The organism is Halolamina rubra (assembly GCF_000739555.1).
GTDB lineage: Archaea > Halobacteriota > Halobacteria > Halobacteriales > Haloferacaceae > Halolamina > Halolamina rubra.
The window spans coordinates 1-22,171 of record NZ_BBJN01000050.1 but is presented as its reverse complement, the minus strand read 5'-3'; the positions used below and the strand labels follow the sequence as shown (position 1 = coordinate 22,171).

The following is a 22,171-nucleotide window of genomic DNA, read 5'->3' as shown; positions in this document are numbered from 1 at the left end:
TAGCGACGCCGGGCCCCACCCACGGGCATGACCGACGCCGCCGACGCCGGCGACGACGCGGCCGCCGACGGCCCGCCGCTCCCGCCGGAGCTGGACCTCGACGCCGTCCGCGAGGCGCTGATCGCGTGGTACGAGGCCGACCACCGGCCGTTCCCGTGGCGCGAGACCGACGACGCCTACGAGATCCACGTCAGCGAGGTGATGAGCCAGCAGACCCAGCTCGACCGCGTCGTCTCCGCGTGGGAGGATTTCCGGGATCGCTGGCCGACCGTCGACGCCCTCGCCGCCGCGGATCGCAGCGACGTGGTGGCGTTCTGGACCGACCACTCGCTCGGCTACAACAACCGCGCGAAGTACCTCCACGAGGCCGCGGGGCAGGTCGTCGACGAGTACGGCGGCGAGTACCCGGAGGAACCCGACGAACTGGCTGAGCTGATGGGGGTCGGCCCGTACACCGCCAACGCGGTCGCGTCCTTTGCGTTCAACAACGGCGACGCCGTCGTCGACACGAACGTCGAGCGCGTCACCTACCGAGCGTTCGACACGCCTGACGACGACGACGCGTTCGAGGAGGCGGCCCGGACGCTGATGCCGGAGGGACAGTCCCGGGTCTGGAACAACGCGATCATGGAGCTCGGCGGCGTCGCCTGCACGAAATCACCCGCCTGCGACGAGGCGGGCTGCCCGTGGCGCGAGTGGTGTGACGCCTACCAGACCGGCGACTTCACCGCGCCGGACGTGCCCACGCAGCCGAGCTTCGAGGGGAGCCGGCGCCAGTTCCGCGGGCGGATCGTCCGCGCGCTGAGCGACGGCGACGCCGTCGCCGTCGACGATCTCGGCCACCGAATCCGGGTGGACTATGCGCCCGAGGGCGAGCACGGTCGGGAGTGGCTGGCGGGGCTGCTCGACGACCTCGCCGACGACGGGCTGGTCGAGATCGAGGAGCGCGACGGCGAACGCGTCGCCCGGCTGCGGTAGCTCGCCGCCGGCCGGACGGTCCTCACTCCGCGTTTTCGTCCGCGGGCGACCCGTCGATCAGCCCCCGCGCCGCGAGCAGCTCCTTCCCGCGCTCGTAGGCGCCGAAGCCGTAGAGCCGCGACGGCGTGAGCACGTAGCGCCGCTTCACGCCGCCCTCCGAGCGGTGGCGGACGACGAAGCGCGGCCGGGTCAGGAGCGGGAGCCCGTACTCCGGTTCGACGCTCTCGATCGTGTCGAAGGGGATCACCACCTCCTTCTGGGGGTTGGCGCCGCGGAGCCGCGTCCAGATGGCCCACGCGAGCAGCAGGCCGGCGGCGGCGCCGGAGAGCCACGCCGGGAGCGTCCGGACTGCGAGGGCGGCGCCGACGAGCAGCGCGACCAGGAACAGCGCGACGCCCGCGCGGCGGACCGGCGGGATCGCCCCGTCGGTCAGCGCCCCGCGGAGCGTCCCGATCGCGCCGCGCTCGCCCGACTCGATCCGGAGGCGGTCCTCGGCGACGATGCAGCGGCCGTCGTGGGTGCGGAACGCCTCGACGGCCGCGTCCTCGGTCGTGCGATTCGCTTCGTCGGTCATGATGCGGTGGAGACGATCTTGATCACGTCGCCCTCCTCGAGCTCGTGGTCCTCGGCGATCCGCCGGCCGCGCGGGCGTCGACGGCGTGGAGGTAGCCGTCGCCGATGTCGGAGTGGACCGCGTAGGCGAGATCCTTCGGCGTCGACCCGCGAGGGAGCAGGAACGCGTCGGGGAGCACGTTCCCCGTCCCGTCGGTCCACTTCGACTCGTTCTGGACGGGGTAGGCGGTGAGGTGGTCGAGCAGCCCGTACACCGCCTCGTTCAGGGCCTGCTGGACGCCCGTGCCGCCGTGCTCGGCCATGGTTTCCCGGATCCGCTCCAGCCCCTGCTCCTGTGTCTCGCTCACGTCGCCCAGGATCTCGAAGTCGGCGTCGCCGGGGTCGTAGTCGACGACGCCCGCCTCGGCGCCGTTCCGGAGCGCGAGCTCGCCGTCGGCGGTGCAGGGGACGACGGGCTTGTCGGTCTCCCGGAGGGCGTCGATGTTCTCCTCGGGCGCGATGTCGACCTTGTTGGCGACGAGGACGATCGGCTTCGTCCGGGCCCGGAGGTCACGGGCGAGCGTCTCGCGGTGGTCGTCGGTCCAGTCCCGGGGGTTCTCGGGGTAGTTCATCCCGCGCAGCGTGGCGGTCACGTCGTACTCGTCGGCGCCGAAGCCGGTCAGGAGCTCGTGCAGCGCCTCGTCGATGTCGAAGTCGGGCGAGCGGGACTTGCGCTCGACGGACTCCCAGTTGCGGTCGACGATCCCCGCGAGCCAGCGGTCCATCTCCTCCTCGATGAAGGTGGCCTCCTCGGTGGGGTCGTACGTGCCGACCTCGACGGGCTCGCCCTCCTCGTCGGTCGCGCCGGCGGCGTCGACGACGTTGAGGATCACGTCGGCGTCGGTCAGTGCGTCGAGGAACTGGTTGCCGAGCCCGCGCCCCTCGTGGGCGCCGGGGACGAGCCCCGCCACGTCGAGCAGTTCGACCGGGACGTAGCGCTTGCCGTCGCGGCAGTTGTCGCTGTCGCAGCGCTCCTCGCGGTCGAGGCAGGGGCACTCGGTGCGGACGTGGCTGACCCCGCGGTTCGGGTCGATCGTGGTGAACGGGTAGTTCCCCACGTCGACCTCCGCCATCGTGGCGGCCTTGAAGAACGTGGACTTGCCGGCGTTCGGCTTGCCGGCGAGCGCGACCGAGAGCATTCGTTGGCAGTGGGTTCAGCGGACGGTGGGAACTGCCTTTCGGTCGAAGCGCCGGCCTCAGAAGTCGGGGGTCTGTGCCTGCGGGTTCTCCCCGGGCTCGGGGCCGTCGTCGGACTGCACCAGCTGGATCTCGCCGTCCGCGCGCATCGTCCCCTCGACGTTCGCGCGCTCGTGGACCCGGAGGTCGACCGAGGAGACGTCGCCGCGGACGCTCGCGCCGGCGTCGATGGTGACGGCGCCGTCGCGGGTGGTCACGTCGCCGTGGATCACGCTGCCGGAGTGGAGATGCACGTCGCCGCGGGCGCGGACGCTGCCGAACAGCTCCGAGCGCTCGTCGATCGCCACCTCCGTCGCGCGGATGTTGCCGTGGAGCCGGCAGTCGCTCCCGACGGTCGCCGGCGTCGAGACGCGCCAGGCGTCGTCCGACACCGACGAGCCCCGCGGGATTACCAGCGGCTCCTGCTCGGCCTCGCCGCCGTCGGCCAGCGCGTACGCCAGGTCGTCGGCGGCCTCCTCCTCGCCCAGCCGGAGGAGCTGGGAGAGCACGATGAAGTAGAACACCAGCGTCGGCATCGGGTTCCGGATCGTGATCCAGCCGTTCGCCTCGAACCCCTCCTCGATCTCCACGTCGTCGCCGATGTCGAGGTCGCCCGACACCATCAGCTGGCCGCCGATCCGGGCGCGCTCGCCGAGGTACGCGTCCTCGCCGACGAGCACGTCGCCGTCCACGTCGGTCCACATGTCGAGCCGGCAGTCGTTCTCCGCCTCGATGTGACCGCCGAAGCTGCTCCGCTCGCCGGCCGCGACCGAGCGGCCGCGGACCCCGAACTCGACGGTCGACTGGCCACCGACCAGCACGTCGCTCTCGGTCACCAGGTCGTGCTCCTCGACCACGGTGCCGCTGGGGATGGTCAGTTCGTCGAGCGGGTCCTGTCGGAGCGACATACACGCCGTGGGAGGGTCTCTACGCTTAAAAGGCTCCGTCAGACATTTATCGGCGAGCTGTTAGGTTCTCCGTCGATCCCGGGAGTGCACGGCTGCGGTCGGCGGTTCGGGGCCCGGGCGTCGATGCCGGAAGCGTGGGGTTAACCACGACGGATCCGTAGGCGGTCGCATGACCGCACTTTCCTTCGACGAGGCGGGCATCGACGTCGTCTACGAGGGGACGGAGTTCCGACTGGAGAAGGCGCTGATCGAGGAGGCGACCGGGAAGTCCTACCCGGACGTGACCGACCACGAGGTGCTGAAGATCGTCGAGGAGGACCCGAGCATCTCGGGCGAGCCCCGCCGGATCGGCGACATCGTCCAGTCGGTCTGAGTCAGCTCAGCCCGTACTCGTCGTGGTCCTCCTCGAGCTCGCCGGCCTCCGCGACGAGATACCCCATCAGGTCGCGGGCGCTCTCCTCGACGTCCTCGAGGTCGTCGTTCGAGCGTCCCGTGACCGTGACCGAGAGCTCCTGCAGCGCCAGGTCCACGCGCGGGACGGTCTTGTCCTCCCCCGGATCGCCCGACGGGCGTCGAGGGTCGTCGGTACGCTGGTCGTCACCGTCGTCTCCCATACGCGCGAGGCTCTGCCGGGTCATACAAAAGTCCGGGGGCGGGGAGCCACCGGTCAGCCGTCGACGAACGTCCGGCGATCCAGCCGCTCGGTCGCCTCGTCGGCCAGCGCCCGCAGGTTGACCGCGTCCTCGCGGTTGTAGGAGATCAGCGTCTCCAGCGAGCCGTCCTCGCCGCGCTCGTGCTCCTTCCAGAGGCGGACCGCGTCCCGGCCGGAGATGTCCGGGCGGTCGCGCTCGATCCCGATCTCCCGCTCGATCGGTTTGAGCCCGCCCGAGAGGTCGAGCTTCTTGCAGGTGTACATCAGGTCGAGGTGCGGGGTGTCTACGTCCAGCCCCAGCGAGGTCTCGAGGAACGGTACGTCGAAGCGCTTCCCGTTGAACGTCACCAGCAGGTCGGCGGCGTCGAACTCCGCGCGGACGTTCTCGGGCGTGAGGTCGTCGCCGTGGACGAGCGTCGTCGTCTCGCCGTCGCGGTGGAACGACACCGTCGTCACCTTGTTGCGGTCGTGGTCGAGCCCAGTCGTCTCGATGTCGAAGAAGCAGGCCGACTCCCGGAAGTTCTCGTACAGGCGCCAGCGCTCGCCGCTCGGGAACGCCTGGTCGAAGAAGGCGGCGTCGCCGGCGTCGAGGCGCGGCCGGGCCTCGTCGATGAACTCGCTGATCCTCTCGCCGGTCTTCCGGCCGACGGCGGCGGGGTGGAAATCGTCCCAGTGGGTGATGTCCTCGGACCAGAGGCGGCGCTCGGTCGCCTCGCCGACGCCGCGGACGGGGATGAAGGAGTTCTCGACGCGCATACCCGAACTGGGTCGGTTCCCGGTGATAAACTCGGCGCCTCGCGCGGGGTTACTCCCGCAGCCGCTCGCGCTCCTGCTCGTCCTCCGTCTGCTCGTACGCCGCACACACCCGGCTCACGCCCTCCTCGAAGCTGATCTCGGGCTCCCAGCCCGTGGCCTGTTTGAACTTCGAGGGGTCGGCGTGGGTGTGGTAGACGTAGTTGTCGAGCGGCACCGGCTCGTAGACGGGCTCCACGTCGGTGCCCAGCTCCTCGTTGATCATCGCGACCATCTCGTTGAACGTGTACGGGTCGCCGACGCCGAGATTGTACACACCGTCGAGCTCCTCCTCGGCGGCGAGCTCGAGGCCGCGGACGATGTCGTCGACGTGGGTGAAGTCGCGGGTCTGGGTGCCGTCGCCCCACAGCACCGGCGACTCGCCGTCGGCGATGGCGTCGGCGAACTGCGAGATGGTGTTGGCGTACTCGCCCTTGTGGCCCTCGTTGCCACCGTACCCCTGGTAGACGGAGAAGAACCGCATCCCGGCGAGCGTGAGGTCGTGGAAGTCGGAGTAGTACTCCGCGTAGCGCTCCCGGCCCATCATCGACGCGTCGTACCCCGTCGACGCCTCCACGGGCATCTCCTCGGTGCAGGGCTCCTGCTGGCTGCCGTAGATCGAGGAGGTCGAGGCGTAGACGAACGTCTCACAGCCGTCGGCCATCGCCTGCTCGACGACGTTGACGAACCCCTCGATGTTGACCCGGGCGCCCTGTCGGGGGTTCTCCTCCAGCATCTGCCGGGAGGACAGCGCCGCGAGGTGGAACACCGCGTCGACGTCGGTCGGGAGGTCGTCGTCCAGCACGTCGGCCTCGACGAACCGAACGTCGTCGTCGAGGTTCGCGGGGGTGCCGAGGTAGCAGTTGTCCAGCGCGATCACCTCGTTGTCGGTCGCGAGGTGGTTCGAGAGGTTCGAGCCGATGAACCCCGCGCCGCCGGTGACCAGCACGCGCTTGCCGTTCATGCTCGGCCCTCTTCCCGGCGGCGGCAAAGGCCTGTCGTTCGGCGATACCCACGCGTGTCCGGACTGGGCCGAAGTTTTGAACGGATACAGCAGTTTTCGGGCGACTCCTTCGAAACTCTCTCCAACTTTTTCGGAGTCGGCCGCAGGTTTATGTACTCCCGTGGGCAATCAGTCAACAAATGTCTTCGATCGAGCTAACAGCCAGCCAGCGCACGATTCTCCGGGCGCTCGTCAACCTCCACGGGGAGGCGGAGTCCGCGGTGAAAGGCGAGGCGATCGCCGAGGAGGTGGGTCGCAACCCCGGCACGATCCGGAACCAGATGCAGAGCCTGAAGGCGCTCCAGCTGGTGGAGGGCGTCCCCGGACCGAAGGGCGGCTACAAGCCGACGACCAACGCGTTCGACGCGCTCGACGTGCAGCAGATGGACGAGCCGGCGTCGGTGCCGCTGAGTCACGAGGGCGAGCCGGTCGACGGCGTCAACGTCGAGGAGATCCGGCTCACGAGCGTTCACAACCCCGACCTCTGCCGGGCGGAGCTCCACCTGCGCGGCTCGGTCAAGGCGTTCCACGAAGGTGACCACGTGCGCGCGGGGCCGACCCCCCTCTCCGCGCTGGTGGTCGAGGGCACCGTCGACGGCAAGGACGCGACCGCGAACGTGCTGGTGCTCCAGATCGAGTCGATGGAGGCGCCGGCCGGCGAGACCGCCCACTGAGGCGCCCCGACCGCGTCACCCTTCCTGCTCGTCGAGCACGACTGGCACCCCGCGCTTGGCCACGTCCCTCGCAAATTCGCCGGAGTCCGCCTGCAGTATTTCGATCGTGTTGTAGTGGACCGGTAGCACCAGATCGGGGTCCATCCGCTCGGCGAGTTCGGCCGACTCCGCGGCGCTGCTGACGACGGTGCCGGCGATGTTCGCGAGGAACAGCGAGACCGACAGCTCCGCGAACGCGTCGAGCGCGTCGCTGTCGCCCGGCCAGAACACCGACGTGCCGCCGAGGGCGAGGCGGTAGCCGACGCCGAACCCCTTCGGGTGGCCGACGTTCCCGTCCGCGTCGGCGCGGGGGCCGTCCGGCTCGTTGTACGCCGGCATCGACCAGACGTCGGCGCCGCCGTCGACGCCGTCGACCGCGAGGTGGTCAGTCTCGCCGATCCGGACGACTTCGCCCGGCAGCTCCGAGACGGGGGCTACGTCGCGGTCGATCCCCGCGGGATCGACGGCCTCGTACACGACGACGGTCGTCCCCTCGTTCGCCACGCGGTCGATCCCGTCGGAGTCGTAGTGGTGGTCGTGCGTGACACAGACGAGATCGGCGTCCTCCGGGCGGTAGTCGGTCGCTCGCGGGTGGGCGGCCGCCTTGGGGTTGCCGCCGCCGACGGGCGTCCACTCGCCCGTCAGCACGCCGTAGCGTCCCGGGTCGAGGTAGGCGACGAAGCCGCCCTCGGTCTCGATACGCGTGGTCGCGTAGCCGAACCACGTCACCTGCAGGCCGTCGTGGCGTACGGTCATGCGCAACGCTCCGGTCGGGCTACCCTTAGGCGTACGCTTCGAGGAACGGGGTCGTCGACGGCGGCTCAGTCGTCGCCGCCCGACTCGTCGTCGCCGTTCGCCAGCCGCTCCACGCGCTCGACGGTGTCGGCGTCCGCGGGGTCCTTGTCCTCGCGCACCTCCACGAACCGCGGGAACCGGAGCGCGTACCCGGCGCCGTACGTCGGCGACGCCTGGATCTCCTCGTAGCCAACTTCGAACACGACCTCGGGGCGGAACTCGACGGTCTGGCCGTCCTCGCGGGTGACGTGCGGTTCGAGGAGGTCGGTGAGCTCGGCGAGGCGCTCGTCGGTGATCCCGGTCGCGACCTTGCCGACCGTCTCGTAGCCGTCGTCGGCGCCGACGGCGAGCAGGAACGTGCCGAACTCGTTGGCGCGGCGCCCCTCGCCCCACTCCGCGCCAGTGACGACGCAGTCCAGCGTCTCCACGTCGGGCTTGCGCTTCAGCCAGTCCTGCCCGCGGTCGCCGGGGGTGTACGCCGAGTCGGGCCGTTTGAGCATGATCCCCTCGTGGCCCGCCGAGAGCGCCTCCGCCTCGAACGCCTCGATCTCGGCGGCGTCGTCGGCGTACAGCACCTCGCTCGCGGCCGCGGGCAGGAGCTCGGTCAGGCGGGCGTGGCGCGCCCGGAACGGCGCCTCGAGCAGGTCGGTTCCGTCGCTCCCCGCCCGGCCGTCGAGCAGGCAGTCGAACGCGTGGAGTTCGAGCTCGACCTCCTCGCGCATCCGGTCCACGTCGTGCTTCCGGCGGAAGCGCCGCAGCACCTCCTGGAACGGCAGCGGACCCCCGTCGTCGTCGACGGCGACGACCTCGCCGTCGAGGATCGCCGGGGCGTCGAGGCGCTCCTCCGCGAACTCGACGATCTCCGGGAGGGCGTCGGTGACCTCCGACGTGTTCCGGGAGTAGAGCCGGACTGTCGGGTCGTCGGGCGTCGGCTCGCGCTCGGCGTCGGGCGGCGCGATCCCGTCGGGGTGGTGGTGGAGCTGGACGCGCGCGCCGTCGAACTTGATCTCCGCCGCCACCGCCTCCCACGACTCCAGCGCGCCCGTGACGGTGCCGGCCTGGGCCAGCATCGACTGCACCGGCCGGCCAACCGTGAGGCTCGTCGCCCGGAGCCCGTCCGCGCCCTCGTCGCGGGCGATCCGGGCGACCCGGCCGTAGTCGTTGCTCACCTGCAGCGCGTCGGCGACCAGCTCGGGGTCGACCGCGAACGCCTCGGCGATCGCGTCCCGAACCGTCCCCTCGCCGACGCCGAGGCGCATCTCCCCGAGCACGAGGCGAGCGAGGTAGCGCGCCTCGTCGTCGTCGACCCGGGAGAACAGGCCGAACAGCGTCGCGAGCTTCGTGTCCTCGCTGCCGTCGCCCTCGGCGGCGGCGACCGCGCGGAGTTCGGCGTCGACCTCGGCGAGCGTCGGGCCGTCGCTCCCGGCGTCGGCGTCCCCGCCCGCGCCGAACGCGCCGAGCCCCTGCTGGCCGCCGAGGTCGAGGTTCGCGGCGACGGCGCCGATCTCCCCCTCGTCGGCGAGTCGCTCCTCCACGTCGTCGGCGGTGACGTTCGGCCCCGCAGCCTTCGCCAGCGCGGCGTAGCAGAGCGCGGGCCCCACGTCGAGCGTGCGGGCGTCCCAGCCCGGGAACACCCGGCCCTGGAGGAAGCGGGCGACCGTGCCGACGTCGTCGCCGGCGTCCCGCAGCAGCGCCGCGACCAGCGAGACGGTTTCGAGGTCGGCGGGCTCTGCCTCCAGCTCGGCGGCGCGGTCGGCGAAGGCGGCGAACTGCATCTGGGCGGGCTACGGGGAACCCGCAAAAAAGGGCGCCGATGCGCCGCGCCCGCACGGCGTCGGCCGGCCCCCGAGTACTTCCCGCTTCGCACACACAACCACGTGCATGGACCAGACGCTCGCCGAGCGGGTCGAGGAGGTGCTGGCCGTCGACGCCGACGCGTTCGCCCAGCAGGCCGCCCAGGACGCGGAAGTCGTCAAGTCGCTGCTGCGGGACGGGGCGTTCGACAACCACCGCGCGGTGATCGGGCTGGAGTACGAGTTCTACGCCGCCGCCGACGGGCGGTGGGCCGAGGACGAGGCGACCGACTGCACCCTGATGCGGGTGCCACGGCGGCTGTTCGACTTGATCGACTTCGAGAAGGAGCTAGGGCTGCACAACGCGGAGATGACCACCAGCCCGCAGCCGTTCAACGGGTACGGGATGGCCGCACAGGCCGCCGAGGTGCGCTCCCACCTCCAGAACGCCAGGGACCTGACGAAGGCCGAGGGGATGCGGCTGGTGAGCGACGGCATCTGGACGATCCCGCCCGCCGGCGAGACGGCCCGCGAGTACCTCACCGACAGCGTCGTCGACGACGGCGTCCGGATCGCCGTCAACATGAGCGACGCCGTGCGCTACCACGCGATGTCCAACAGCGGCGCGATCGACCCGCCGATGACCGTCGACGCGCCACACGTCGACATCGAGGCCGACACGGTGATGCCCGAGAGCCTGATCACGTCGATCCAGCCCCACTACCAGATGAGCCGTGCCGCCGACCTCCCGCGCCACCACACGTACGCGATCCGGGTCGCCGGCCCGCTGCTCGCGCTCGGCGTCAACGCCCCCTTCTTCCCGCCGGACCTGTACGAGGACGCGTCGACGCCGAGACGATACTCGCGGATTCGTACATGGAGAACCGGATCGCGGTGTTCGAGTCGGTGCTCAACGCCGGCGGCACGGAGAAGGTCACCTTCCCCGAGGACGTCGAGACGGTCGAGGAGGCGGTCGACCGGATCGCGGGCGACGAGGTGGTCGTGCCGATGCCCGTCGAGGAGGGCGGCGACCGCTTCGACGACCAGTTCCCGGCGTTCCGGGCGAAACACGGCACCTACTGGCGGTGGGTCCGCCCGGTGTTCGGCGGCGCCACGCGGTCCGACGCCAACGCCCGCATCGAGTTCCGGCCGCTGCCGGGCCAGCCCACCGTCTCGGACACGGTCGCCTTCCTCGCCGCCTTCGCGGGGCTGATGGTGCAGCTCCCGCGGCACGCCCACCCCGTCGACGAGCTCGACTGGGCCGACGCCGAGTCGAACTTCTACGGCGCGATGCGGGAGGGGCTGGACGCCGACCTGCACTGGATCACGGCCGACGGCGAGCCCACCACCGACCTGGACGCGATCTACGCCGACCTGCTCGACAGCGCCAGCGCGGGGCTGCAGGCCGCGGGCTGCTCGGAGGCGGCCGCCGAGGAGTACCTCGCCCCGCTCCGGCATCGCGTGGAGGAGCGCGTCACGCCGGCGTCGTGGAAGGTCGATCGCGTGCGGTCGCGCGTGGCCGACGGCGACTCCTTCGCCGACGCGGTGACCGCGACCAAACGCGAGTACGTCCACAAGCAGGGCGAGACGCTGCTCCAGGGGACGTTCGCGAACTGGGACTGACGCCGGCCGGCGTCGACCCAGTCGACGGCGCACGCGCTACTCGGCAGAAATAGCCGGAGAAACGCGGTGGGGCGTCTACAGCAGCGCGTCGATGTCCTTCTCCTTCGTCACGTCGACGCCCTCGTCGGTGACGACGGCGATGTTGATCCCGTTGCCGGAGGCGGTGTCGCGCTCCATCGCGCTCTTGATGCATTTCGTCGCCACGTCCTTCGCGGCCTCGACGCCCATGTCCTCCTCGAACTCCTGCTCGAGGACGCCCAGCGCGAACTGGGAGCCGGAGCCGGAGACGGCGTAGTCCTCCTCGGTCGTGCCGCCGAGGGCGTCGATGGAGTACACGTGCGAGCCCGTGTCGTCGACGCCGCCGAGGATCGGCGAGACGATGAAGAACGCGCCCGAGCGCAGGAGGTTGCCCGTCAGCGTGGAGAGCGCCTGCATCGACATCTGCTTGCTGCGGCGGACCTCGAACAGGTTCGACTCGGCTTTCAGCGTCTCGATCAGCGACTGGGCGGCGGAGACCGAGCCCGCGATGGTGAGAGCGCCCGTCGGGTGGATCTGCTCCACCTTCTGGACGTCCTTGCTGGAGACCATGTTGCCCATGCTGGCGCGCATGTCCGTCGCGAGCACGACGGCGTCGCCGGCGTCGATGCCGACGGTCGTGGTCCCGGTCTTCATCCCCTCGTCCGTCGACGCCTGCGCTCGGCGCTGGTCGGCGTTGGAGAACTCGCCGAGTTCGGGGCCGAAGACGTCGGACTGGTCGCCGCTCAGCGGGTCGAGCCCTGACTGATCAGCAGGTGTTCGCATTGACGAACGCTAGTCGGGGAACGCTGATAAAGCCACCCCTTCGGGGAGAACGGGCCGCCTTCGAAACCCGGGCAGCGCGGCTGGGTCGGGCGGTGTGTTCGGAAAACTGGACGCGTTACTCCGTCGTCTCGTACGCCGCCTTCGCGCCGTCGACGGCCCGCCCCAGCGGGAGCGGGACGCCCAGCCGGCGGGTGAACATCGCCAGCGGGAACAGCACGATCCCCAGCAGGACCGTGAACTGGTAGAGTGCGAACAGCGTGGCGCGGCGGATAGTTCGGCTCATCTCCGTGGTGCTCCACATCCCGTCCCGGTATAAGTAGTTGTTGGGTGCGGGGAGCGGAACACCCCGGCGCTTGCTTGCGTTTCCAGCACGGTTGTGCTGGGGGCAAACTGAGTGGTGGAACTCGTAAAGACGGCCGATAACGCGCGGGGCCCACCGAACCTTTCGCTGTAAGTTATGTGTAGGCGCTGGCAGGGGTGCGCGACGGCGTCGACGGCACACGAACTGCCCCGGCCTCCGTGCCGGGGCGTCGAGACTACGCCGTCGACGTCCGATCGGCACCGACGGCACGCGACCCACCGCGACCGCCGTGTCGCAGTGACGAGACGACGCCGTCTACGTCCGACTGGCCCCGGTTGCACGCGACCCACCCCGGCCGCCGCTGGGGAAACCCTGAAACCCGCGCTCGGCGTAGGGCGCGCCATGAGCGAGTCAGACTGGACCGACGCCATCGTCGGCGAGCGGATGGCGGTCGATCAGGAGTTCGCCGCGGAGGTGCGCGACTCCCCATTCACCAACCAGGAATGGGGGTTGATCATGACCGCGGCGGAGTTCGACATCGCCGACGCCGACGACCCCGAGAACGCCCGGATCGTCCCGGACACCTCGAAGGTCGCGGGCATAATGCCCGAGGTCGAGAAGATGGACGGGGCGATGGGCGGCGGCCCCGGCGGGGGGCGGCGCCGCGGGCGGCGACGACGGCGGGGTGTTCTCGTCGGTGAAGGAGAGCCTGGGCCTCGGCGGCGGCGACGGCGGCAGCGACCGCACCGAGGACGCCGAGGAGCTGTTGGAGCGCTACGCGGAGATGCTGCAGGCGCACCTGGTCGAGAAAGGTCGCTGGGAGCAGGTCCGCATCGCGTACCAGGAGTAGGGGCCGGTCCCGACTCCGGCGTTAGCTGTTGGCGATCTCGGCGTCGTCGAGCGGGAAGTCGACGTCGACCTCCTCGCGCTGCTCCTCGACCATCGTCAGTTCGAGGGTCTGCCCGCAGTCCGGGCAGGGGACGACGACGTCGATGCGGAACGACTCGCCCGAGCCGTGGATTTCGGTGATCGCGCCGTCGCTCCGGGTCAGATACTCGCCGTCGAGTTCGTGGGTACAAGCCATGTATCACGCTTGTGAGGCCACCGGCTTCAGTACACCGGCCGAACCCCGGCACGGCCCGACTCCTTTTTTACCCTCTCGCGATCAAGCGTGGCCATGAGCGATTTCGGCCTCGACCTCACCCGGGCGGAGGAGGAGCTCGACGACCTCGACACCGCGGGCGAGGTGGTGCTGGGGGTGTTGGACGGCTCGACCGACGGCCAGGAGTGGATCGACGCCGTCGAGTCGGGCGACGTGCTCGTCCTCGCCGTCGACGGCGACCTGAACCGGCTGGCGGCCGGGTTCGCCCGCGAGATCCGGGATCGCGGCGGCTCGCTCACCCACTTCCGGGGGTTTCTCGTCGTGACGCCCGAGGGCGTCGATATCGACACCGACCGGCTGTAACCCGGCGCGGCGAAGCGTTATCCCCCATCGGGCCCTTCCTCGACGTATGCCGACGTACACCCGGCGGACCCGCGTCGACGCGCCGCTGTCGGAGGTCTGGGAGTTCCACTCGCGAGTCGACGGGCTGGAGGCGCTCACGCCCGGGTTCATGAACCTCGAGGTCGAGGCGATCCGGGGGCCGGACGGCGAGCCCGACCCGGACGCGCTGCTGGCGGGCAGCGAGATCGAGATGGCGATGCGCCCGTTCGGGGTCGGGCCGCGCCAGCGCTGGACCTCCGTGATCACCGACCGCGAGGAGGGCGACCAGGTGGCGTGGTTCCGCGACGAGATGCGCGACGGCCCGTTCCCGCGCTGGCGACACACCCACCGGTTCCGCGCCCACGGCGACGAGACCGTCGTCGAGGACCGGCTCGTCTACCGGCTCCCGCTCGGCGGGCTGGGGAAGGCGCTGGGGCCGCTCGGCGTCGTCGGCTTCGAGCCGATGTTCCGCTACCGCCACCGGCGGACGAAGGAACTGCTGGAGTAACCAGCACGACGCCGGCCGCGGCTCACACCGCCGTCGGCAGCAGCGCCGTCACGAACACCACGACGAGCCAGCCGGCGGCGTTCCACCAGGGGACGCCGCGCACGCTCGGGCCGGGTATCGTCTCCGCGTACGCCCACGCGCCCGCGCCGACCGCGCGAGGCTCCACCGCTGCGTCTGCGAGCGTCGCCAGCACCGCCGCCGTCCCCGCGACGGCGAGCGGGCCGTCGACGACTAGCGACGCCGCACGGACGGCGAGGTAGACGACCGCCGGCCAGGCGAGCAGGATCGACACCGGCACCCCGGCGAGCTGCGGGCGGAGGGAGTGCGTGAACAGCCCGGCCCGGATCGCGGGCGCCTCGACGGTGAAGGCGACGGCGACGCCGCCGGCGAACAGTGCCGCCGTCTCGGGGAGCGGCCACGTCAGGAGTGCGTGGCCGAGCGTGAGCAGGAACAGGCCGACCTGGCCGGCGACGTAGCGCCGCGCCGTCGCGGCGTCGATGGAGCTGTCGGCCGCCTCGGCGGGCTGGCTGGAGTCAGTCACGGTCCCGGGCGGCCGCGGTGACGTAGATGCCGAGCAGTACGACGGCGCCGCCGGCGATCGTCGTCGGCGTCGGGATCTCCCCGGGGAGCAGCAGCATCGCGAGCAGCGTGCTCCCGACCGGTTCGCCCAGCAGGCTCACCGAGACGACGCCGGACTCGACGTGGGCCAGCGCCCAGTTGATCACTGTGTGCCCGAAGATCCCGGGCCCGACCGCCATCCCCAGGAACAGCAGCCACTCCCGCCGCGGGTAGTCGACCAGCGGGGCGTTCTGGGCGACGGCGATCGCGAGCAGCACGGCCGCGCAGGCGAGGTACACCACGACGACGTAGGGGACGAGCGAGACGCGCTGACGGAGGGAGCGCCCGGCGAGGACGTACGCCGCGGCGGAGACGGCGCCGACGAGCGCGAGCGCGTTCCCCAGCATCCCCGTGCCCGCCAGCGCGTCGGCGTTCCCGACGCCCAGCAGCGCCAGCACGGGGTCGCCGAGCGACATCGCGGCGGCGCCGAACAGTGCGACGAAGATGCCGACGAGCATCCGCCGGGTCAGGCGCTCGTCCAGCAGCGCCCACGCGCCGACGGCGACGAACAGCGGCTGGGTCTGGACCAGCGTGACGCTGGCGGCGACGGAGGTGTGGTTCAGGCTCTCGAACCAGGCGGCGAAATGCAGCGCGAGCGCGACGCCGGTGAGGCCGGCGACCCCCAGGTCCTGTGGCTTCATCCGGCGGAACTCGCCGCGGTAGCGGCCGAACGCCCACGGCAGCAGGAGCGCGGTGGTGAACACCACCCGGTAGAACGCCTTGACGACGCTGGGCGCGCTCGACCAGCGGATCAGGATCGCGCTGGTGCTGACGGCGAGGACGGCGACGGCGAGCCCGGCCATCGGCGGCACGCGCTCCTCGATCGCGGCGAGTGACACGGGAAACGGTCCAAACTCCGCGTGCTTACCGGTTTCGAAGCCGGGGATCCAGCGGCGTGCCGGCGGGCGATACCGGCACACGTGGCGGAGCCAAGAGACAATCCTTAAGTCCGAACCAGGTCCTACGTACGAGTGCCCGCCCTTAGCTCAGACTGGTAGAGCAGCCGACTGTAGATCGGCTTGCCCCCCGTTCAAATCGGGGAGGGCGGATACCTTTGCTTCTGACCGGTGAGCGTAGCGAACCGTGTCAGAGCCGAGTGTCCAACCGAGCCGATCTGAGCTTGTGAGTCGCGCGCAGCGAAGCGAGCACGTCTCACTGTGTTCGAATCGGGCAGGGCGGACTTCTCCGACCGACGTGAGCAGTGAAACGCCGCTTCAGTGTTCCGAGCAGGGCAGTCGCAGTTCCGGACCCGACGAGGCACCTCGGGACCGCTCGACGGCCTTTCGGGGAACGATCGGCCCCCGCTCCCGCAGCAGCTGTCGCTCCCGATTCGGACCAGTAATCGAGCATTACGCTCGGGGGCGGTCCGTCCGGCCGCATACCGTCGACCTGGGTATGACGGTGTTTCTTCGACACGATGTTTACTAACAATACCGCTGGCGCCCCCACAGTAGTCGTCAAGAGCCTCTCATGAGTTCTGTACTCGTCCTCAACGCACACGCGAAAAGCGGGCTGGTCGCGATCCGACGGTTGGCCGCCCGAGGTATCGACGTGACTGCGGCGAGTTCGATGCGGTGGAGTGCCGCCCGGTTCTCGCGGGACGTCGACCGGTACCTGATCTATCCGGACCCGGCGCGACGGACGGGCGAGTTCCTCGAGGCCGTCGAGGGGGAGCTCGCGAGGGGGGATTACGACGTGCTGTTGCCGATTAACGAACAGACCGTGGAGACCGTCGTTCATAATCGGTCCCGGTTCGAACGTCACACGACGGTTCCGTTCCCGTCGTACGAGCAGCTCCTCGTCGGCCTCGACAAGCGCCGGACCGTCGAAGCGGCCCGCGAGGCCGGCAGTCCACTACCCGAGACGTTGTTCTCCGACGAGGCGTCCCTCGCCGACGTCGAGGCGACACTCGGGTACCCTGTCGTCGTCAAGTACCCCTTCGGCGAGGGCGGGAAGAACGTCTACATCTGCGAGTCCGCCGACGAGCTCGAACGGGCGACACGACGTGGCGAGGAGCGGTTCGGCGTCGTGCTGTTCCAGGAGTTCGTCCCCAACGGCGGCGAGCGGGGTGTGTACACGCTCTACGACGCCTCGACGACCATGGTCGGGCTCACGGTCCAGCGCCGCCTCCGTTCGCGCCCCCCGGAGGGTGGCGCGAGCACCTACCGAGAGACGGTCGCGGACCCGGATCTCGTCGCCGTCGCCGACGAGTTCCTGACTTCCCTCGACTGGAGCGGGCTCGCGATGGTGGAGTTCCGGATCGACGCCAGGACCGGCGAGCCGAAACTCATCGAGCTGAACCCGCGGTTCTGGGGGTCGCTCTCCCTGTCGACGTTCGCCGGAGTCGACTTCCCGTACCTGCTCTACCGACTCGCGATCGACGAGTCCCCGCCCCCCGTGCTCGAGTACGACGTCGGTGTCCGCTCGCGGTGTCTGTTCACGGACGCACTCCAGCTGACGGAGCGAGCGGACCGCCTGCGTGCCGTCAGGGAGTTCCTCACGCCGTCTCCCCGGCCGTGTACCCACGACATCGTCTCCCTCCGGGACCCGCTACCGACGGTCGGACAGGTCGCCTACTACGCCGCGGTGGCGTACGAGAAGGTAACCGGGTCACCCGCCGACGATGTCTCCGACAGGGAGGCCCCCACCCCACAACGTTCGTAGCGGTGCCGCGAACGACCGACGACGACGATCTCGTGGAGTCTCCCACCGGAACGTCCGTTCATACTGTCGATGCCCCCCTCGTTCCACCGGCGGGTGAAGTGAACGAGTCGGTAGTAATGTGCCCGTAGCGTCCGTTCGGGAACTCCACCTTCCCGTTCTCGGTGGTACATCTCTTTTCCCGTCTCGGGATCGCGGGGTTCGATGTCGTTTTTCCGGTCGTGGGCCGGTTCGAACCCGTGGACCACGGAGCGACCGGGTGCCGCCGACGGCAGATCGACTTCGCGGTCGTCGGGCCGCGACTCTGTCTCACCGAGGACGGCGAAACCGTCCGAGGGCGAGACGAAGCTCCCCTTCACACTCGCAGAGAGCGGAGTTCTCTCGAAGTCGATCCGGAGTCGAGCACCCGTCAGCGGCGCGACTACGCCTCCGGATCCTTCCACGGGTCGTCGGCGTCGGTCGGTTCCAGCGCGCGCTCGATGTCGGCCTCGTCGAACTCCGTCGACGACAGCACCATCGCGAGGCGCTGCCAGCGGGCGCTGAGGTCGCCCTCGCCCTCCGGGCCGACGCGGGCGCCGTGGGTTTTGAAGAACGCCGTCCCGCGGTCGCGGCGCGACCCCTCGCCCGTGTGCCCGTCGAAGACGGCGTCGAAGCGCCCCTCGGGCTCGAGGTCGCCGACCGGGAAGTCGTGGCTCGGCGCCTCGCCGCGTTCGCGGGCCTCGGCCCGGTGCTCCGCGACGGCGCCGAAGTACTCGTCGGCGTTTGAGGCCTCGCGTGACGACTGCGCGCGGGCACACGCGAGCGCCGCGTGGATCGCACAGAGGCGGCCGCGCCACTCGTCGGCCTCCCAGCGCTCGGTCGCCAGCTCCTCGTAGCGCGCGACCTGGGTCGCCACGTCCTGGCCGGCCCGGAGGTCCTCGACGACGTAGAGGTTCAGCCGCTCCCAGAGGTTCCAGCCGAACCCCGAGCGCGCGAGCTCCCAGGCCGCCCACGCCGCGACCTCCTCGTCGGAGCGACGGACCGCCTTCTGGAGCAGGCTCGAGACGACGTAGCGGCTGAACCCGCCGTCGGTCTCGTCGGGATCCTTCTCCTCGCCGAAGTCGTCCTCGCCGGCGGCCTCCGGGGGTCGGTCCGTCTCCAGCGTGCCGTCGGTTCCGAACGTCGCCTGGCGATCGTCGTCCATGTGTCCGTCGCCGGCGCCCGGCGTCTAAACGCTCTCGGTAGGCGGGTCGGCGGGCGACTACTCCGCGGTGGCGTCGTCGCCGCTCGCGTCTTCCTCGTCGCCCGGCTCTCCGTCGTCGCCGTCGGCCGCGTCGCCGACGACGGTCTCGTGGACGCGGACGCCCTTCTCAGCGAGGTGGCGCATCTGCTTGCGGGCGAACTCCTCCTCGCGGGTGCCGTGGGTCGCGAGCACGACCACCTCCGCGCGCCCGACCGGGCGCATCGTGCGCCCCGCGCGCTGGGCGCCCTGGCGGCGGGAGCCGCCGAGGCCGGAAGCGACGACTGCGAGCTCGGCGTTCGGCAGGTCGATCCCCTCGTCGCCGACGCGGGAGACGACCAGCGCCTCGCGCTCGCCCGTGCGGAACGACTCGAACAGCTTCTCGCGTCGGTGGTGGGGGGTCTCCCCCGAGACGAACGCGGCGTCGAGCGCGTCGGCGATCGCCTCGCCCTGGTCGAGGTAGTCGACGAACACCAGCGCCTTCCCGTCGGCGTCGGCGAGCAGTCGCTCGATCTCCTCGACTTTCCGGGGGTTGGTGGCGGCGAGCTGGTGGCGCTCGCGGCCGTCGGCGCTCCCCCACTCGTTCTCGGCCAGCTCGTCGTCCCAGGGGAGGTAGCGGAGCTCGACCTCCGGTTCGGCGACGAAGCCGGCGTCGAACAGCGCCGACCAGTCGGTCCCCAGCGGCGGGCCGATCAGCGTGTAGATGTCCGTCTCGTCGTCGCTCTCCCGGACGGGCGTCGCCGTCAGGCCGAGTCGATGTTTGCTCTGGAGCGCGGCGGACTGCCGGAACACGGGCGCGGGGACGTGGTGGGCCTCGTCGAACACGATCAGCCCCCACTCGCGCTCGTCGAACAGCTTCCGGTGGCGGTCCATCCCGGCGATCTGGTAGGTGGCGATCGTGATCGGGCGGATCTGCTTGGTGCCGCCGTGGTACTCGCCGACGTGCTCGGCGTCGACGGTGGTGTGCCGCTGGATCTCCTCGCGCCACTGGCCCGCGAGTTCGCGGGAGGGGACGAGGATCAGCGTCTCGCCGCCGACCGCCGTGAGCGTCCCCAGCGCGGCGACGGTCTTGCCCGAGCCGGGCGGGCCGACGAGCACGCCGGCCTGCTTCTCGAGAAAGCTGTCGACCCAGGACTGCTGGTACTCACGGAGCTCCGTGACGAGTTCGGCGTCGATGGGGTCGCCGCTCTCGAGGTCGCGGTCGTCGACGACGGGGTAGCCCGCCTCGTAGAGGGTGCGCTTGATCCCCGCGATCGCGTCCTCGTTGACCCACGCCTCGGTGTCGGAGATGGGCGCGCGGATCGCGTCGTCGTCGAGCTTCTCCATCGCGACGTTGCCCAGCAGGTCGTCGGTGGCCGCGGTCAGCACGGTGTAGCCGTCCTCGTGGGTGTCGAGCCGGAAGCGGTTGGCCCGTTTCCACTGGCTCTCGACCCACTCCTCCAGCCCCTCGTAGCGCCGGGGGAAGATCCCACGCATCGCGAGGATCAGGTCGGCGACGCCGTCGAAGGGAGCGGACCACACGTCCTCGGGACGGATGCGGTAGAGGTAGCCGCGGGTGCCGGGCTCGGTGCCCGTGGTGTCGACGAGGTGGGCGAACTGTGAGAGCCGGGCCTGGGTGTACTGGGTCGGGCGGTCGACGACGATCTCCCGGCGGTCGGGGAAGACGACCACGCGTTCCCGGGAGGCGAGATCGCCCCACTCCGTCGGGTACCAGACGACTGGATCGTTCTCCACGTCGACGCGTTCGAGTAGCCCTTGGTCGGCGAGTCGGCTGAGCGCCTCGTCGGCGTCGGCCTGTGACTCGTCGAGCCGGCGGGCGAACTCGTCGGCGGTGAGCAGCGGCCGCCCCGTCGCCTCGACGGCGTCGTAGAACTCCGAGAGCGAGAGATCCGTCATTGGGCGTGGTTGGCGGTCGGCGGGAATACGGCTTGTGACTCGCGCGCTCGCGCGGGCTAGCGCGAACAGCGAGCCCGGTCGAGTTCGCCCTTCGAGCGGAAGCGGCCGTGACAGTTGACACAGCGCAGGTGGCCGTCGCCCGGGTCGGTGACCAGGTGGTGGCCGCGGACGTAGAACGGGCGGGGCACGTCGCGCGGGCGGATGTGTTCGGGCACGTGCTCGTCGGAACGCTCAGAGAGCGTGCTGCGGAGGCGGATCGTCTCGATGTCGGTCCGGTCCCAGCGCTCCGAGGCCTCGGCGGCGCCGATGTCGTCGATCTCCGTCCACGCCGTGACGACCACGGGCGAGGCGGTCTCGGTGTCACAGACGACGACCACGAACCGGACGCCGTCCTCGACGCGGGCGAACCGCCAGCCGTCGCTGGTGTTCCAGCGGAGCTGCCCCTCGCGGATCGCGGCGTCGATGCCGTCGAGGGTGACGTAGCGCCCGCCCTGGGCGAGCCGCTCGCGGACGTGGTCGGTCAGCGAGTACTGCCCCGGGTTCCGGATGGGCGGATCCTCCGGCTGCCGCCGGACCGCCTCGGGGGCCGTCGCCTGCTCGGCCGTACGGTGCTGCGTCTCTGGGCCCGGGGCGCCCCGGCCGTCCGGGCCGTGGTCACGGGATGCCACTATCGCCGCGTTTGCGCCGGAGGGTTATGCCTCTTGTGCCGGTGTGTGGGCGAAAAACGGGTCGGAAGAAGCGTGCTCGACGGTTCAGCTGAGGAGGCCGAGACCCTCGATCCGCTCGACGATCTGCTCGACGGCCTCCTGGGCGTCCTCGGTGCGCTTCCCGCCCGTGATGACGATCTTCCCGGAGCCGAACAGGAGGATCACCACGTCGGGCTCGTCCATGCGGTAGACGAGGCCGGGGAACTGCTCGGGCTCGTACTCCACGTCCTCGAGCCCGAGGCCGATCGCGAGGGCGTTGAGGTTGAGGTTGTGCCCCAGGTCCGCGCTGGAGACGATGTTCTGGACCGTGATCTCGGGATCGTCCTCGACCGGGATGGTGAGGTCCCGGAGCTTCTCGAAGATGATGCCCAGCGCCTCGTGGACGTCGTCGATGCTCTTCGCGCCCGTGCAGACGATCTTCCCCGAGCGGAAGATCAGCGCCGCCGCCTTCGGACTCTGGGTCCGGTAGACGAGGCCGGGGAAGTTGTCCGGGTTGAAGTCGGCGCCGGGGAGGTCTTCGGCCAACGCTTCGAGGTCGAGCTCCTGCCCGATGCCCGTCGATGCCACCACGTTCTGGATCTCGATTGAGTCTGCCGGCGAACTCATCGTTCAGCCTTTAATGCTCACCCAGCCCTTATAAAGGGTTCCCTTATATACTGTTCCGGCGGCGTCGACGGTGTCGGAGCGCCGACAGTGTGAACGGAAACCGCACGACAACGCGCCCCAGGACGGGTTCGAAACATCAGGGTTAAGTAGTACACACCCATCGAATGGAATGCGAAGAACGCGCCGCGGCCCGGGGCGACTCGGGAACGGTGCGTGGACCCGGATCGCTTCCGATGGGTTTATGCCCAGTCGGGCGAAATACTCGGGTCCGAAGAAAGATGAGGACGCCGCCCCCGTGGTCCGCCACAGGACGGCTTCTGATGCGA

Annotated in this window: 22 protein-coding genes, 1 tRNA gene and 3 pseudogenes; 9 read left to right on the top strand and 17 right to left on the bottom strand. The window is 70.3% G+C overall.

What is annotated here, in order from left to right:
• The first annotated feature begins 27 nt into the window (after positions 1 to 27).
• Complete coding sequence (locus tag ACP95_RS12910; protein ID WP_049981594.1) at positions 28 to 978, top strand: A/G-specific adenine glycosylase; 951 nt, start codon at positions 28 to 30, stop codon at positions 976 to 978.
• A gap of 22 nt (positions 979 to 1,000) precedes the next feature.
• Here the strand turns inward: ACP95_RS12910 and ACP95_RS12905 are convergent, their stop codons facing one another.
• The 3 genes and pseudogenes from ACP95_RS12905 to ACP95_RS12895 form a co-directional block, all read right to left on the bottom strand.
• A complete protein-coding gene (locus ACP95_RS12905; RefSeq protein WP_049981593.1) occupies positions 1,001 to 1,552 on the bottom strand; it encodes a hypothetical protein in 552 nt (183 codons plus the stop codon).
• A pseudogene (locus ACP95_RS12900) lies at positions 1,549 to 2,729 on the bottom strand (redox-regulated ATPase YchF). Before ACP95_RS12900 ends, ACP95_RS12905 begins: the two are co-directional and overlap by 4 nt.
• 57 nt (positions 2,730 to 2,786) lie before the next feature.
• Positions 2,787 to 3,674, bottom strand: a complete 888-nt coding sequence (locus tag ACP95_RS12895) for a polymer-forming cytoskeletal protein (RefSeq protein WP_049981592.1) — start codon at positions 3,672 to 3,674, stop codon at positions 2,787 to 2,789.
• A 169-nt stretch (positions 3,675 to 3,843) separates the two neighbouring features.
• Here ACP95_RS12895 and ACP95_RS12890 point away from each other — a divergent pair, with 169 nt between their 5' ends.
• Positions 3,844 to 4,047, top strand: coding sequence for a DUF5800 family protein (locus ACP95_RS12890; protein ID WP_049981591.1), 204 nt, complete (start codon positions 3,844 to 3,846; stop codon positions 4,045 to 4,047).
• 1 nt (position 4,048) lies between these two features.
• On the opposite strand, the gene ACP95_RS12885 is transcribed toward ACP95_RS12890, so the two are convergent.
• The 3 genes from ACP95_RS12885 to ACP95_RS12875 are packed head-to-tail and all read right to left on the bottom strand — an operon-like array spanning position 4,049 to position 6,082.
• Positions 4,049 to 4,288 carry a hypothetical protein gene (locus ACP95_RS12885; protein WP_049981590.1) on the bottom strand — a complete coding sequence of 80 codons (240 nt, stop codon included), beginning with the start codon at positions 4,286 to 4,288 and terminating at the stop codon, positions 4,049 to 4,051.
• A gap of 53 nt (positions 4,289 to 4,341) precedes the next feature.
• Entirely contained in the window at positions 4,342 to 5,082 is a 741-nt protein-coding gene (locus ACP95_RS12880) for a ribonuclease H-like domain-containing protein (RefSeq protein WP_049981589.1), read from the bottom strand.
• 49 nt (positions 5,083 to 5,131) lie between these two features.
• Positions 5,132 to 6,082, bottom strand: coding sequence for an NAD-dependent epimerase/dehydratase family protein (locus ACP95_RS12875; protein ID WP_049981588.1), 951 nt, complete (start codon positions 6,080 to 6,082; stop codon positions 5,132 to 5,134).
• 179 nt (positions 6,083 to 6,261) lie between these two features.
• Here ACP95_RS12875 and ACP95_RS12870 point away from each other — a divergent pair, with 179 nt between their 5' ends.
• Positions 6,262 to 6,795 (top strand): Rrf2 family transcriptional regulator, encoded by a 534-nt coding sequence (locus ACP95_RS12870; protein WP_049981587.1) that lies wholly within the window; start codon positions 6,262 to 6,264, stop codon positions 6,793 to 6,795.
• 15 nt (positions 6,796 to 6,810) lie between these two features.
• Here the strand turns inward: ACP95_RS12870 and ACP95_RS12865 are convergent, their stop codons facing one another.
• A complete protein-coding gene (locus ACP95_RS12865) occupies positions 6,811 to 7,590 on the bottom strand; it encodes an MBL fold metallo-hydrolase (RefSeq protein WP_049981586.1) in 780 nt (259 codons plus the stop codon).
• Between the two features lie 65 nt (positions 7,591 to 7,655).
• A complete protein-coding gene (ligA, locus tag ACP95_RS12860) occupies positions 7,656 to 9,404 on the bottom strand; it encodes an ATP-dependent DNA ligase LigA (protein ID WP_049981585.1) in 1,749 nt (582 codons plus the stop codon).
• Positions 9,405 to 9,510: 106 nt separating this feature from the next.
• Between ligA and ACP95_RS12855 the strand changes: the two are divergent.
• A pseudogene (locus ACP95_RS12855) lies at positions 9,511 to 11,045 on the top strand (hypothetical protein).
• Between the two features lie 75 nt (positions 11,046 to 11,120).
• On the opposite strand, the gene psmB reads toward ACP95_RS12855, so the two are convergent.
• Both psmB and ACP95_RS16170 read right to left on the bottom strand, forming a co-directional pair.
• Positions 11,121 to 11,846, bottom strand: coding sequence for an archaeal proteasome endopeptidase complex subunit beta (gene psmB, locus ACP95_RS12850; protein ID WP_049981584.1), 726 nt, complete (start codon positions 11,844 to 11,846; stop codon positions 11,121 to 11,123).
• Positions 11,847 to 11,961: 115 nt separating this feature from the next.
• Positions 11,962 to 12,129 (bottom strand): hypothetical protein, encoded by a 168-nt coding sequence (locus tag ACP95_RS16170; protein ID WP_202593840.1) that lies wholly within the window; start codon positions 12,127 to 12,129, stop codon positions 11,962 to 11,964.
• 174 nt (positions 12,130 to 12,303) lie between these two features.
• On the opposite strand from ACP95_RS16170, the pseudogene ACP95_RS16655 reads away from it, so the two are divergent.
• Positions 12,304 to 12,997 (top strand): annotated as a pseudogene (locus tag ACP95_RS16655) (DUF5799 family protein).
• A gap of 21 nt (positions 12,998 to 13,018) precedes the next feature.
• On the opposite strand, the gene ACP95_RS12835 reads toward ACP95_RS16655, so the two are convergent.
• Positions 13,019 to 13,231, bottom strand: coding sequence for a hypothetical protein (locus ACP95_RS12835; protein WP_049981582.1), 213 nt, complete (start codon positions 13,229 to 13,231; stop codon positions 13,019 to 13,021).
• 93 nt (positions 13,232 to 13,324) lie between these two features.
• On the opposite strand from ACP95_RS12835, the gene ACP95_RS12830 reads away from it, so the two are divergent.
• Both ACP95_RS12830 and ACP95_RS12825 read left to right on the top strand, forming a co-directional pair.
• Positions 13,325 to 13,612, top strand: a complete 288-nt coding sequence (locus ACP95_RS12830) for a DUF5779 family protein (RefSeq protein ID WP_049981581.1) — start codon at positions 13,325 to 13,327, stop codon at positions 13,610 to 13,612.
• A 46-nt stretch (positions 13,613 to 13,658) separates the two neighbouring features.
• Positions 13,659 to 14,138, top strand: a complete 480-nt coding sequence (locus ACP95_RS12825; RefSeq protein WP_049981580.1) for an SRPBCC family protein — start codon at positions 13,659 to 13,661, stop codon at positions 14,136 to 14,138.
• Positions 14,139 to 14,160: 22 nt separating this feature from the next.
• Here the strand turns inward: ACP95_RS12825 and ACP95_RS12820 are convergent, their stop codons facing one another.
• Positions 14,161 to 14,679: a carotenoid biosynthesis protein gene (locus tag ACP95_RS12820; protein ID WP_202593839.1), complete on the bottom strand. Its 519-nt coding sequence runs from the start codon at positions 14,677 to 14,679 to the stop codon at positions 14,161 to 14,163.
• Positions 14,672 to 15,595, bottom strand: coding sequence for a DMT family transporter (locus ACP95_RS12815; RefSeq protein WP_394324981.1), 924 nt, complete (start codon positions 15,593 to 15,595; stop codon positions 14,672 to 14,674). The genes ACP95_RS12820 and ACP95_RS12815 overlap by 8 nt, the downstream gene beginning before the upstream one ends.
• A 136-nt stretch (positions 15,596 to 15,731) precedes the next feature.
• Between ACP95_RS12815 and ACP95_RS12810 the strand changes: the two genes are divergently transcribed.
• Positions 15,732 to 15,805: transfer RNA gene (locus tag ACP95_RS12810), tRNA-Tyr, on the top strand.
• A 421-nt stretch (positions 15,806 to 16,226) separates the two neighbouring features.
• Entirely contained in the window at positions 16,227 to 17,420 is a 1,194-nt protein-coding gene (locus tag ACP95_RS12805; RefSeq protein ID WP_082224689.1) for a carboxylate--amine ligase, read from the top strand.
• A gap of 418 nt (positions 17,421 to 17,838) precedes the next feature.
• Here ACP95_RS12805 and ACP95_RS12800 read toward each other — a convergent pair whose 3' ends face one another.
• From ACP95_RS12800 to ACP95_RS12785, 4 genes are all read right to left on the bottom strand, one after another.
• Complete coding sequence (locus ACP95_RS12800) at positions 17,839 to 18,600, bottom strand: hypothetical protein (RefSeq protein ID WP_049981578.1); 762 nt, start codon at positions 18,598 to 18,600, stop codon at positions 17,839 to 17,841.
• Between the two features lie 57 nt (positions 18,601 to 18,657).
• On the bottom strand, positions 18,658 to 20,532 hold the full coding sequence (locus ACP95_RS12795; protein WP_049981577.1) for a DEAD/DEAH box helicase: 1,875 nt from the start codon (positions 20,530 to 20,532) through the stop codon (positions 18,658 to 18,660).
• Positions 20,533 to 20,588: 56 nt separating this feature from the next.
• Positions 20,589 to 21,200, bottom strand: a complete 612-nt coding sequence (locus tag ACP95_RS12790) for a hypothetical protein (protein WP_237560445.1) — start codon at positions 21,198 to 21,200, stop codon at positions 20,589 to 20,591.
• Positions 21,201 to 21,284: 84 nt separating this feature from the next.
• Positions 21,285 to 21,845 (bottom strand): TATA-box-binding protein, encoded by a 561-nt coding sequence (locus tag ACP95_RS12785; protein WP_049981576.1) that lies wholly within the window; start codon positions 21,843 to 21,845, stop codon positions 21,285 to 21,287.
• Between the last annotated feature and the right edge of the window lie 326 nt (positions 21,846 to 22,171).